This is a genomic window from Empedobacter sp. UBA3475, assembly GCF_002378465.1.
Taxonomy (GTDB): Bacteria; Bacteroidota; Bacteroidia; order Flavobacteriales; family Weeksellaceae; genus Empedobacter; species Empedobacter falsenii_B.
The window spans coordinates 21,100-33,939 of sequence record NZ_DFRA01000065.1 but is presented as its reverse complement, the minus strand read 5'-3'; the positions used below and the strand labels follow the sequence as shown (position 1 = coordinate 33,939).

At 33.2% G+C, this 12,840-nt stretch carries 9 protein-coding genes; 4 read left to right on the top strand and 5 right to left on the bottom strand.

Annotated elements, in window-relative coordinates; all coding sequences use genetic code 11:
* Nucleotides 1-210 precede the first annotated feature (210 nt).
* Entirely contained in the window at nt 211-2,097 is a 1,887-nt protein-coding gene (locus tag B3I31_RS13265) for a DEAD/DEAH box helicase (protein WP_291059516.1), read from the top strand.
* A gap of 117 nt (nt 2,098-2,214) precedes the next feature.
* On the top strand, nt 2,215-3,912 hold the full coding sequence (locus B3I31_RS13260) for an AMP-binding protein (RefSeq protein ID WP_291059514.1): 1,698 nt from the start codon (nt 2,215-2,217) through the stop codon (nt 3,910-3,912).
* A gap of 69 nt (nt 3,913-3,981) precedes the next feature.
* Here the strand turns inward: B3I31_RS13260 and B3I31_RS13255 are convergent, their stop codons facing one another.
* The 3 genes from B3I31_RS13255 to B3I31_RS13245 form a co-directional block, all read right to left on the bottom strand.
* On the bottom strand, nt 3,982-4,308 hold the full coding sequence (locus B3I31_RS13255; protein WP_291059512.1) for a hypothetical protein: 327 nt from the start codon (nt 4,306-4,308) through the stop codon (nt 3,982-3,984).
* Complete coding sequence (locus tag B3I31_RS13250) at nt 4,298-4,567, bottom strand: hypothetical protein (RefSeq protein WP_349676707.1); 270 nt, start codon at nt 4,565-4,567, stop codon at nt 4,298-4,300. Before B3I31_RS13250 ends, B3I31_RS13255 begins: the two co-directional genes overlap by 11 nt.
* Nucleotides 4,568-4,708: 141 nt before the next feature.
* On the bottom strand, nt 4,709-5,068 hold the full coding sequence (locus tag B3I31_RS13245; RefSeq protein ID WP_291059508.1) for a YtxH domain-containing protein: 360 nt from the start codon (nt 5,066-5,068) through the stop codon (nt 4,709-4,711).
* Nucleotides 5,069-5,168: 100 nt separating this feature from the next.
* Here B3I31_RS13245 and B3I31_RS13240 point away from each other — a divergent pair, with 100 nt between their 5' ends.
* Complete coding sequence (locus tag B3I31_RS13240) at nt 5,169-6,368, top strand: pyridoxal phosphate-dependent aminotransferase (RefSeq protein ID WP_291088148.1); 1,200 nt, start codon at nt 5,169-5,171, stop codon at nt 6,366-6,368.
* A gap of 66 nt (nt 6,369-6,434) precedes the next feature.
* Nucleotides 6,435-7,454, top strand: a complete 1,020-nt coding sequence (gene murB / locus B3I31_RS13235; protein WP_291088145.1) for a UDP-N-acetylmuramate dehydrogenase — start codon at nt 6,435-6,437, stop codon at nt 7,452-7,454.
* 232 nt (nt 7,455-7,686) lie between these two features.
* Here the strand turns inward: murB and B3I31_RS13230 are convergent, their stop codons facing one another.
* Both B3I31_RS13230 and B3I31_RS13225 read right to left on the bottom strand, forming a co-directional pair.
* Complete coding sequence (locus B3I31_RS13230; protein ID WP_286477743.1) at nt 7,687-8,481, bottom strand: cobalamin-binding protein; 795 nt, start codon at nt 8,479-8,481, stop codon at nt 7,687-7,689.
* A 97-nt stretch (nt 8,482-8,578) separates the two neighbouring features.
* Nucleotides 8,579-12,646 (bottom strand): glycoside hydrolase family 2 TIM barrel-domain containing protein, encoded by a 4,068-nt coding sequence (locus B3I31_RS13225; RefSeq protein WP_291071520.1) that lies wholly within the window; start codon nt 12,644-12,646, stop codon nt 8,579-8,581.
* Nucleotides 12,647-12,840: the final 194 nt, after the last annotated feature.

The following is a 12,840-nucleotide window of genomic DNA, read 5'->3' as shown; positions in this document are numbered from 1 at the left end:
TGAATGTGTGTTGTGTATTTCAAAAATAATCCTTACATTTGCACAGCCTTTTAGAGTTAAGGTACGGATGTTAAAGAATATTCATTTAGGGATTTTTTAGGCTGCTCAGCCATTTAATTTTATTCTTTCATATCTGTTGGTTAAATAATTTAAAATAAAACCGTGATATGAAATATAAATGAATTTCATTATCTCGGTATCGTATCTAACATGATTACATTCAAAGAATTAGGACTTCAAGAAGAAATCCTAACTGCAATTGAGAAAATGGGCTTCGTTAACCCATCTCCAATCCAAGAAAAAGCTATTCCTCAAATCCTTTCATCAGATCAAGATGTTATTGCATTGGCGCAAACAGGTACAGGAAAAACTGCAGCATTCGGGCTTCCGGTTTTAAATCAATTAGACAGCAATTCAAAATCAGTACAAGCAATTATTTTGTGTCCTACTCGTGAATTATGTTTACAAATTGCAAAAGAATTAGAATCTTTTTCTGCAGATATGCGTGGAGTACGTGTACAGGCAGTTTACGGTGGTGCTGACATCGTTAAACAAATTAGAGGATTAAAAGATAATCCGCAAATCGTTGTAGGAACGCCAGGTCGTACAATGGACTTAATCAAACGTGGCGCATTAAAAATTAATGACATCACTTGGACAGTTTTAGATGAGGCTGATGAGATGTTGAACATGGGATTCCGTGACGAAATTGATTCTATCTTAGAAACAACTCCAGAAGAAAAACAAACTTTATTATTCTCAGCTACAATGCCTTCAGAGGTTCGTCGTATCGCTTCAGAATATATGCACAATCCAGTTGAGATTGCTGTAAGTAAAGTAAATACTGCATCAAAAAATATCGAGCATCACGTTTACTTAGTACGTTCTTCTGATCGTTACTTAGCTTTAAAACGTTTGGCCGATTATTACCCAAATATTTATGGTATCGTTTTCTGTAGAACTCGTCGCGAAGCGAAAGACGTAGCAGATAAATTGATGCAAGATGGTTACAATGCAGACGCATTACATGGAGATTTATCACAATCACAACGTGATCACGTGATGGAGAAATTCCGTAACCAAAATATTCAAATCCTTGTTGCAACAGACGTTGCTGCTCGTGGTATTGACGTAAATGAGTTGACTCACGTAATCAACTTCAATTTACCAGATGATCCAGAAGTTTATGTACACCGTTCAGGACGTACAGGACGTGCGGGTAACAAAGGAATTTCTATCATTATTTCAGGAGGACGTGAAGCGCGTAAAATTAGAGATTTAGAAAAATTAATTGCTTCTAAAATCGAGCCTAAAAATGTACCAACTGGAGCCGAAATCTGTGAAAAACGTTTAATTTCTTTAATCGATAAAATCGAAAATATCGAAGTTGATGAAGAATTAATCGAGCCTTACATGGAAACTGTAAATGAAAAATTGGCGAACTTAGATCGTGACGATTTATTAAAACGTTTCATGACAGTTGAGTTCAATTCTTTCTTAGAATATTACAAAAACACGAAAGATATTTCTTCTGAAGGAGATCGTGGTGATAGAGGAGATCGTTCTTCTAACCGTCGTGGAGGTCGTGATTTCTCTCGTTTCTTTATCAATATTGGTCAAAAACACAACTTACGTGTTCCAAACTTAATTGGTTTAATCAACGAGCAAACTCGTAACCGTAACATCGAAATCGGAAAAATTGAAATTTTACGTAATTTCTCTTTCTTTGAAGTTGATACACAATTCGAATCATTAGTGTTAGAATCTTTCAAAGATGCACAACGTGATGGTGTAGATTTAGATGTTCAAATCTCTAAACCAGAACCAAGACGTGGTGATGGTGAGCGTCGTGGTGGAGATCGTCGTCGTAATGATAGAGGAGATTCTCGCGGACGTGGTTTCAACAGCCGTCGTGATAATGACCGTGAAAGAAGTGGAGGTTATCGTGGTGGAGATCGTGATCGCGGAGGAGACAGAGGTGGATTCCGTGGTGGAGATCGTGACCGTGATTCAAGAGATTCAAGAGGTGGAGATCGTGGTGGTTACCGCGGTGGAGATCGTAACAGAACAGGAAACTCGAGAAGAGGTAGAGATTAATATATTCTCAATAAATAATAAAAAAAAGGATGATTTTAAGAAATCATCCTTTTTTTTATTCATAAAACTTCTGTTTAAATAAATAATTTTTCTATATTTATTCAAAACCACAAATAAATGACAGTACAAGAATTGTTTAACTCTATTCGATTATCCATCGAAAAAGAGAATTATACGCAATTAAAAGAAATTAAAATTTTTAAGCCAGAAAAATTCAATTGGGTGAAGGATATTTTTGAGCTTTATAATGTCGCTCAATTAGGAACTCAAAAAGGTTTAATTTGGAAGTATAATGAAGAACGAGATAATTATACTTTTCAGGATTTAGCTGATAAATACAATCAATTTTTAAACTATTTAAGAAACAAAGGAATTGTACAAGGAGACAAAATGTTTTCTCAAGTTCCATTATTACCGATTACTTGGATTGGTTATTTGGCTTCTATCAAAGGCGGATTAATTATTATTCCAGCCGCAACAACCTTAGAAGCAAGAGATTTAACATTTAGATTCGAGTCTTCTTTTCCAGAAGTTGCTTTAGCAGATCAAGCAAATGCATCGAAAATAGATGAAGCAGAAGCAAAATTTGATAAAAAGATCAAGGTAAAATTAATTACAGAAGGCGAGAGAGAAGGTTGGACAAATATCAATGAGTTATGGAAAGAATCTACACAAGCTGAGGCTGCAGATACAAATCCTGACGATGATTTATTCTATTTCTTTACTTCAGGAACGACAGGAATGCCGAAAGTTGTGGTGCATTCGCATTACACTTATCCGCTTGGAGGTTTCACGACATCTTCTTGGGTAGGAATGAAAAAAGGCGATTTGCATTACAATATTTCTCAACCAGGTTGGGCGAAATTTTTTTGGAGTAGTTTCTTTGCTCCGTGGAATATGGGTGCGACAATTTTGGGTTATCATGCAGATAAATTTGTTCCGAAAGAACAATTACAAACTATTCAAGATTTGGGTGTAACAACCTTTTGCGCGCCGCCAACAGCTTTACGTGTATTTATTTTAGAAGATTTGAAAAGTTATGATTTCAAACTTCGTCAATGTGTTGCAGCTGGTGAACCTCTTAATCCTGAAATTATTGATGTTTGGAAAGAAGGCACAGGAATTACGATTCGTGATGGTTACGGACAATCAGAATCTACTGCCATGATAGCGAATTTGCCAAATGAGAAGATTAAATACGGATCGATGGGTAAACCTGCATTTTTGTATGATATTGTGATTGCAGATGATGATGGAAATATTGTGCAAGATTGCGAAGAAGGAAATATTTGTGTTGTGCATAATGAAGAAACCATCAATGGAATTTTCAAAACTTATTTGATTCAGAAAGATAAAATGATGAAAGTTTTCAAACATGGATTATATTATACTGGAGACAAAGCTTATAAGGACGAAGACGGCTATGTTTGGTTTGTTGGGCGTGATGATGATGTGATAAAAGCGTCTGATTTCCGTGTAGGACCATTTGAAGTAGAAAGTGTTTTGTTGGAGCATGATGCAATTATGGAAGCTGCAGTTGTCGCTAGTCCGCACGATTTACGCAGTAATGCTGTAAAAGCTTTTGTGATTTTAGCGCCTGGTCATAAAGCGTCGGAAGAATTAGCGAAAGATATTTTTAGATATACAGAAGAGCATTTAGCACGTTATAAAATACCGCGTATTGTACAGTTTGTGGAGAGTTTACCAAAAACAATTTCAGGAAAAATACGTCGTGTGGAATTGCGAAATCAAGAAGCTATCGATAAAAAGAATAAAACGATTATACCAAACGAATATTTTCACGAAAAATATTAGTCGAGCTTAAAATTAACACACACAAAAAAACCACTTCAAACGAAGTGGTCTTTTTATTATCAAATAATTTTATAATTTTTCTTCTATGTATTCCTGAATTTTACTCGTAATGATTGGAACCGCTATCATAATCAATCCAGATATTACAATTTTTGTAATCCCTTTCATTGGATATTTTTTTGAAGCTTTATCTCCAACCCAATTTAATGCGCTTTCAACTTTAGAAGAAGTGAAACTTGTATCAGATTTTAAATTTGTTACAAGACTTACTGCTTTGTTTACAAATGAATTATCGTGCTTATTTTCAGCAACTTTCATTTGCAATTTTAGTTTACGCTTTGCCATTCGCAAATCGTCTAAATTTTTTATCGCAGATATTTGTTCTTTATTCTTCATCGTCGTCTTCATCATCGTGGTTAGACATGGCTTCCATAGCGTTTTCTACGGCAATATTTGTCAAGAAAAGTTTTAATTTCTTTCTAAATAAAATAGAAAGAACCATCATTAAGAAATAAATTCCAGTTACAGTAAGAAAACCTAATCCTATATCATTAAAATAACCTCCTAAAATAAATCCTAATGCTAAACTTCCTAATAATAATATAAACAAAGAAAATACAGCAATAATTAATATATAAATACCGCTCGCCAGCATGTTGCTCAGCGAATCTACGAGATCATATTTTGCTAAAGTTATTCTATTATTAATATAAACTTTTAGTTCATTAAACATAAAATTGATTTATTTAAGACAAAGTTAATTATAAATTTTAAGGAATGTTGTGTTTCGAAGAAATTAAACTCCTACGTTTTCTTGAAACTCGTCTTTTAAATCTTCTTTTGTTTGGTTTGCTTTAGATTTTAAATCTTTTCCAGCTTCTTTTGCTTTAGAAACAAACTCATCTTTTTGCTCAACTAATTTTGATTTTACTTCATCTAGTTTAGCTTCTAATTCTTTTTTCGTTTTTTTCGCTTTATCAGAAAAATCATTTGCGTATTTGTCTAACTCTTTTTTGTATTTGTCAGCTTCTTTTTTTAATTTTTTGCGAGTGTCTTTCCCTGATTCTGGTGCATATAATAAACCTACTACTGCTCCGATTGCTGTTCCGATTGCTAAACCTGCTAATAATTTAGTTGCATTATTTAATTTACTCATAATAAAGTTTTTTTTGAGATTAAACGTTTTTTATATTTACACTTTAAAATTACAAAAACAATACCAAAGAATTCAAATCAAATTTAAAAAATTACAATAAATGTTAATATTATCTGAAAAATCACAAAATATGCCAGCTTCTCCAATCAGAAAGTTGGTGCCATACGCAGATGCAGCGAAAAAAAGAGGAACGAAAGTTTATCACTTAAATATTGGACAACCTGATATTGAGTCACCAAAAGCTGTTTTAGAAGGATTGAAAAATTTTCCTTCAAACATTATTTCTTATACGCACTCAGAAGGAACGTTGGAATATCGCCAAGCTTTGGCAGATTATTTTACAAATCGTGGAATTGAATTAACGCCAGAGAATTTTATTGCAACATTAGGAGGTTCTGAAGCTTTATTATTTATTTTCGGAATTATTGCAAATCCAGGTGATGAAATTATTATTCCAGAACCTTTTTATGCAAATTATAACGGATTTACATGTGAAAATGATGTAAATATTGTTCCTGTTCCATCTACAATCGAAAATAATTTTGCTTTACCATCTGTTGAGGAGTTTGCGAAAAAAATTACGGATAAAACACGTGCAATTTTAATTTGTAATCCTGGAAACCCAACTGGATATGTATATTCGAAAGAAGAATTAAATCAATTGAAAGAATTAGTTCTTAAACATGATATCTATTTAATTGCGGATGAAGTTTATGCTGAATATTTATATACAGAAGAAGAATTTACATCTGTTTTAAGTTTTCCTGAATTAAAAGATAATGCAATTGTAATTGATTCAGAATCGAAACGTTTTTCCTTATGTGGAGCGCGTTCTGGAGCTTTGATTACACGTAACGAGAAATTCTTAAAAGCTGCGATGTTATATGCACAAGCGCGTTTAAGTCCTGTTGAAATTTCTCAATACATTGCAACTTTAGCCCACAGAAATGTTGGAACTTATTTCGAAGATTGTCGTACAGAATATTTAAAACGTCGCAATACATTAGTTGCAGGTTTACAGCAAATTCCGGGAGTGGTTTGCCCAAATCCAAAAGGGGCTTTCTATTGTATGATTCAATTACCAGTAGATAGCGCAGAGAAATTTGCAATTTGGTTATTAGAATCTTTTTCGTCAAACGGAGAAACAGTAATGTTGGCTCCAGGAGCAGGATTTTATTCAACTCCAAATTCAGGAATTCAAGAAGTTCGTTTGGCTTATGTTCTGAAAGAAGAAGATTTGGTTCGTTCTGTTGAAATCTTGAAAGAAGCTTTAGAACAATATCCAGGAACAATTAGATAATTTTAGAATGTTCAATAAGTTGAATTTATTTCAGCTTTTCATCATAATTATAAATAAAAATTGAAAATGGATATCATAGAAAATTATTCATTAAAATTATATAACACATTCGGAATAGAAGCGAAAGCAAAATATTTTGCTGATGTTGCGACTATTCAAGATTTGCGAAAAGTGTTGGTTTTTCGTCGTCAAAAAGATTTACCGATTTTATTTATTGGTGGAGGAAGTAATATGCTTTTTGTAGATGATTTTCCAGGAATTGTGTTAAAATTGAATTTGAAAGGAATCGAAATTATCAATGAAGATGATGATTTTGTGTATGTAAAAGCGCAAGGAAGCGAGAATTGGCACAACTTTGTTGAATGGACGTTGCAAAATGATTTCGGAGGATTAGAAAATCTTTCGTTGATTCCTGGAAATGTTGGTACTGCACCGATGCAAAATATTGGTGCGTATGGCGTAGAGGTAAAAGATTATATCGAAGAAGTTCAGACATTAGTTCTGGAAACGGGTGATGAACGTACTTTTACAAATGAAGAATGTCATTTTGGTTACCGCGAATCTGTTTTCAAAAATGAATTGAAAGGACAATATGTTTTGGTAGCGGTTACATTTAAGTTGACGAAGAAAAATCACAAACTTCATGTGGATTACGGGGCAATAAAATCTGAATTGGAAAAGGAACAAATTTTTGATCCAACGATTCAAGAAATTAGTGCAGCTGTGATCAAAATTCGTCAAAGTAAATTACCAGATCCTTCACAGATTGGGAATTCAGGAAGTTTCTTTAAAAATCCTGTTATTTCGAATGAAGAATTTGCTGAAATTGAAAAACTTCACCCAGAAATTTCTCATTACAAAACTGATTCAGGAGTGAAATTAGCCGCAGGTTGGTTGATAGAACATGCAGGTTGGAAAGGAAAACGTTTTGGTGATGCAGGAGTTCACGATAAACAAGCTTTAGTTTTAGTGAATTATGGCAATGCAACTGGACGTGAAATATATGATTTATCTGAGCGAATTATAGAAGATGTAAAAGCCAAATATGGCGTAACATTGGTTCGAGAAGTCAATATTATACAATAAACTAAATCCCGCTTTCAGCGGGATTTTTTTATTTTAAAACGAATATTTCTTTTCATTTTTTTAGCGAAAAAAACGAAACAAAAAACGCTTTGCTGTAAATCTATTTGACTAAAAATGTTTTCATTTCACTAAAGAATTTAAAAACCCTACGGGCTAAATTCTTTTACGTTTCATTCATCCATTTTCTTTACGTCATAGATTTAAGGCATTTTTTCTACTTAAAACTTACTACCTAAAACGTATAACTTTTTATAATCTCTACAATTTTATCCAAACCATCGGTTAAAGCAGCAGGACCAGGTTGTAAAATCAGTTCAGATTTTATTTCGTATAACTGATTTTGTTGAACAGCTTTTACATTTTCAAAACCATTTCGTTGTTTTACTTTTTCGGGTTTGAACATTTTACCACACCAAGAACCGATAATAATTTCAGGATTTCGTTCTATTACTTGTTCGTCTAACAAAATTCTATCTTTTGCCAAAGCTTTATTTTTGAGTTCTGGGAAAGCTAATTCTCCACCAGCAATTTCTATCAAATCATTTACCCAAGCACTTCCCGAAATAATTGGTTCGTCCCATTCTTCAAAAAAAAACGTTGGATGATAGGGAAGGAGAGTAGCTTGTTGTTTTACTTCGTCAAGTTTCTTTTCGTAAGATTCGACTAATTTCAAGCCTTTTTCTTGGCAACCAATCAATGACGTAAATTGTAAAATCATGTTTAAAATTTCGTCAACTGTTCGGTGATTAAAAATAAAAACATTAATTCCTCTTCTAATTAATTCTGCAGCAATATCAGCTTGCAAATCCGAATATCCTACAACCAAATCTGGCTTCAAATTGATAATATCTTCAAATTTTGCATCTAAAAAAGTAGAAACTTTAGGTTTTTCTTTTCGCGCTTGTGGCGGACGATACGTAAAACCACTAATTCCTACTAAACGATGTTGTTCGTTAATGTTATACAGAATTTCGGTTCCTTCTTCGGTTAAGCAAACAATGCGTTGAGGATATCGATTTGATGACATTTTGGTGTGATATTAAGTTGATGTGAGGTATAAAAATAAGAAATTCATACCATTTGCATGATATGAATTCCTTTTGAAAATACTATGAGTAAAAATGTTAGTTAACTAAAACTCCAAATTCGGCTCCAGCAGCGTAATCTTGTCCATTTTGAGAACTTAAAGCTGTGAAACGGATATATCTTCCACGAATTGGTTTGTCGAACAAAATTGTTTGCAGTTTAGTGTTTTTCTCGAAAGAACCTTCTTTGATAGTGTTACTCCAATTTTTACCATCTAAACTAATCTGAATTCTATAATCTTTTATATTTCCATTCGCTCCATCTTGTCGAGGCAAATATGTAAATCCTTTGATCATTTTGAAATCTGCCGCATCAAAATCTACCCAATGAGGATACTGTGCAACGGTTACAGAATACATGGTATGCCAAATAGAACTTGGATTACCATCAACAAGATTTGCAGCGTCTCCTTCTCCAGTTTCTTGGCTCGAAGCAAAAACAACTTGTAACGGAATAGTTTCTATTTTAGTAAATTTCGAAGAAACTTTAATGTTCGGATTATTTTTATCCCATGTCAAAATTGTATTCGCATCTCTCAATTTGAAAGGTTCTGTATACTTAGTCTCTTTTCCATTTCCGATTTTGTAATACAAATCTGCGTTTTGATTTTGGCTCAAAATTGTAACTTCTCCAATTTTATTTCGCGTAATTAGAAGTGGCGAATCTCCAGCTCCTTTTACTTTTGCTTGCGTTGAATAATTGTTATTTTGAATAGGACGAATAATAAAACCGAAAGTCGTTGCATTTGGTTTTACACGATCTTGCTCCAATGGCGGTCCTTGCCCACAACTATTTCCTCCAAGCCCTGTGACACCAGCATCTAAATGCATATACGTTCCGTTACTTTTTGGCAATTTGTGCGGATGCGAAGCCAAGGTTAATTCTAATTCGCTCCAAGGCAAAACAGAAGTTGACATCAAATCTTTGCTCACAAAAACAACTCCATTTCCTAAATTATCCGTCAAAGAACTCCATCTAACATCTTCGTTATTACTCATACTTTGTGGATTCGTCCAATTCACAAACTGGTCTTTTACTGTACTTTTGTGTAATTCGATATTTTGAGCAGTTTTACGATCGGCGTAATTATTAATAGGTCCACGTCCATAATAGTTGTAATTGCTCAAATTTTCTGGTAATTTCAATTCATAACCCAAACGAGCCAAAGCAAGAGTTTCGTCATTTGAAGTGATACTTGATGATAATTCGATAGAACCATCTGCATAAATTGTCCAAACTTGATTTGAAGTGAATTTGAAATAATTTTCACCAAATTTTTGATCTGGATGTTCTTCTAATTTGAATTTTCCTGAATTTCCACCCAAAAGTGACGCGCTATTTGGCGCTTGCGATTCTACAACATAAGACAATACAATTGCGCCATCTTTTCTTGTGTAAGAAGTTGAAGATAAAACATGATGTTTTAAATTATGTAATCCTTTTTGAAACCATTGTTGATAAGCCCAGTTGTCATTATCCATTGGCGCACGGAAAGCATCTAATTTTGGACCTTCGCCATCTTTAATAATCGTTTGATTATTATAATTTAAACTATAAATTGTTCCTGTTTGATTATCAAATTTTACCGAGAAATTTTTTCCATTAATCGTTTTGATTTTCTCGTTATCCGTTACTGTAACTTGATTCGATTTTTGAACTTCTTCGATTGATGGAAATTGATCTGCAGCTTTCACAAAAATTTGTTCTTCCATTTGAACAAAATCTTTTTTCGCCCACAATTGATCCTTATTTAGCTTGAATTGAATCTTTACAAAATATTCTGATGTAGGTTTTAATTTTGCTTGATTAATTGGTAAACGAACGATTTGTTTTTCGCGTGGACCAATAATTTTCTTTGGACCAATAAAAGCTGTGCTTCTTTCAATTTCTATTCCATCTTCGTACAAAGCCCATTCTGGCGTGTAATCTTCTAACGAAATGAAATAATTTTTATTAAAAATTTCGATTTCACCATTCAAGATATTTGCAGGTTTTACACCAACATTTTGGTAGACTTTTTTTACTTCCCAATAAGCTGGTTTTTCTTTCATATTTGCGAAAACCAACCCATTGTTTACAAAAGTTCCGTCATTTGGTTTATCTCCAAAATCTCCACCATAAGCTAAGAATTTTTCGCCTGTATCCTTGTCATAGTAATACATTGCTTGGTCAATCCAATCCCAAATCGCACCTCCCATAAAGAAGTTTGTCGATTCCATTGCTTCCCAATAATCAATCAGATTTCCTGCAGCATTCCCCATCGAGTGAGCATATTCAGAAATATGGAAAGGATATTTTAACTTATAATTTCCTTGCACCGCGCCACGAACCCAATTGATAGACGGATATTGGTTAGATCCCATATCCACAATTGCATTATTTCGTTCATATTGAACTGGACGAGAAGTATCTATTTTTTTGATTGCATTGTACGCTTCAACGAAATTATTTCCTGGTCCAGCTTCGTTTCCTAAAGACCAAATTACGATAGAAGGATGATTGATAGTCGCGTGAATCATCTCTACATTACGCGCTACGTGCGCATCTTTCCACTCTTTTGGATGAGATAAAGACGCTTCTCCATAATAATATTGATGACTTTCTACATTCGCTTCGTCCTCCAAATAAATTCCATATTTATCACATAAATAATACCAATGTGGATCGTCTGGATAATGAGAATTACGAACATGATTAATATTCGCGCGTTTCATCATCTTGATTTCTTCCTCCATTTGCTGATGCGAAATAACTTTTCCTTTTTCAGGATTTGTTTCGTGTCGGTTAACACCTTTTAATTTGACTGTTTTTCCATTCACATAGAAATAACGTCCAGCTAAACCAAATTCGTCATCTTCGGCTTTAGTATCTTTAATTTCAACTTTTCGAAATCCAACATTTGTCGAAATAGTTTCGATTGTTTTGTTCTTTACATCTTTTAATTCTCCAACCAATGTATAACGATAAGGACGCTCTGCAGACCAAAGATTTGCATTTTTCAGTTTTAGCGTTTGCTTATAAATTGATGAAGAATTAGGATTAATTGTAACTGCATCAGAATTAATTACATATTCAGTCGTTGCAACTTTTTCAGTTTCGTCGCTGTACAATTTATTTTGATAAAGTGTATACGCAATCTTATAACCTTTTGCAGCTTTATTAGAAAAGTTTTTGATATCAGCCGAAATATTCAATTCGCCATCTTTGTAATTATTTGTTACATCAGGAATCACAACCAAATCCCTAATCTGAACTTTTGGCTTTGATGTTAATGAAACCGTACGGAAAATACCTGGCAATCTAAACATATCTTGTGACTCTAGGAACGAAGCATCAGAGTTTCTATAGACTTCAACCGCTACAGAGTTTTCACCTTTTTTATTTAGATAAGGAGTGATATTAAACGAAGCTAAATTTCTAGAATTTTTAGAAAAACCTACATATTCACCGTTAATCCAGATATAGAAAAACGAATCTACACCATCAAAATTGATGTAAATTTCGCGTCCATCCCAATTTTTAGGAACATCGAAAGTACGTTTATACGAACCAACTTCATTTCTATAAATATAAGTTGTCCAATCTTTATTTGGCTCTCGCATAACGCCACCTCTCCAATCATCAACTTTTACAGCGTGTTGAAAAATAACTTTTTGATTGACATAAATTGGAACACCATATTTTAAATCTCCATTTTTCTGAATTCCTAAAATATTCCAACTCATTGGAACAGGAACATCATCCCAAGATGAAGTATCAAAATTGTTTTGGTAAAAATTTTTCGGTCTTTCGTTTGGCGTTTTTACCCAATTAAATTTCCAAGTCCCATTCAAATTCATCCAATATGGACTATTTTCTGGTAAAAGTTTTATAGCTTGATTTTGATTCTCAAAAGAGAAAAAATAGCTTTTAGGTAATTCTTTATTAAAGGATAAATTCATTGGAGACTCCCATTCGTTTCCGTCTGGAGCATCTTTCGTTCCGTAATTGAAACCTGCTAAACTATGCGTAAAAGGATTTTCTATTGGCGGATTTGTTTGTGCAAAAGTTGCCTGAACAACAAGAGCAGAAACAATAACTTTACTGTACTTTGTTATAAGATTCATTTTTCAATAAGCATTTTTAATCACGTGTTAAACAAATATAGTATAGATTATTAAATGATTATGCTTATTTGATGAAGTAAAAACCAGGCGATAAAATTGTAAATAATTGTTTTTTAATCTTATGGTTGATTTTGTGAAATTTTTTCTAAAATATATAGAATTAAAGAAAATTTTTAATTTGATTAAAAGAATTG

Bases quoted from the DNA above. Each gene is read 5' to 3' on its own strand.
- B3I31_RS13265 (WP_291059516.1), top strand. From the start codon at position 211: ATGATTACATTCAAAGAATTAGGACTTCAAGAAGAAATCCTAACTGCA.
- B3I31_RS13260 (WP_291059514.1), top strand. From the start codon at position 2,215: ATGACAGTACAAGAATTGTTTAACTCTATTCGATTATCCATCGAAAAA.
- B3I31_RS13255 (WP_291059512.1), bottom strand. From the start codon at position 4,308: ATGAAGAATAAAGAACAAATATCTGCGATAAAAAATTTAGACGATTTG.
- B3I31_RS13250 (WP_349676707.1), bottom strand. From the start codon at position 4,567: ATGCTGGCGAGCGGTATTTATATATTAATTATTGCTGTATTTTCTTTG.
- B3I31_RS13245 (WP_291059508.1), bottom strand. From the start codon at position 5,068: ATGAGTAAATTAAATAATGCAACTAAATTATTAGCAGGTTTAGCAATC.
- B3I31_RS13240 (WP_291088148.1), top strand. From the start codon at position 5,169: ATGTTAATATTATCTGAAAAATCACAAAATATGCCAGCTTCTCCAATC.
- murB (WP_291088145.1), top strand. From the start codon at position 6,435: ATGGATATCATAGAAAATTATTCATTAAAATTATATAACACATTCGGA.
- B3I31_RS13230 (WP_286477743.1), bottom strand. From the start codon at position 8,481: ATGTCATCAAATCGATATCCTCAACGCATTGTTTGCTTAACCGAAGAA.
- B3I31_RS13225 (WP_291071520.1), bottom strand. From the start codon at position 12,646: ATGAATCTTATAACAAAGTACAGTAAAGTTATTGTTTCTGCTCTTGTT.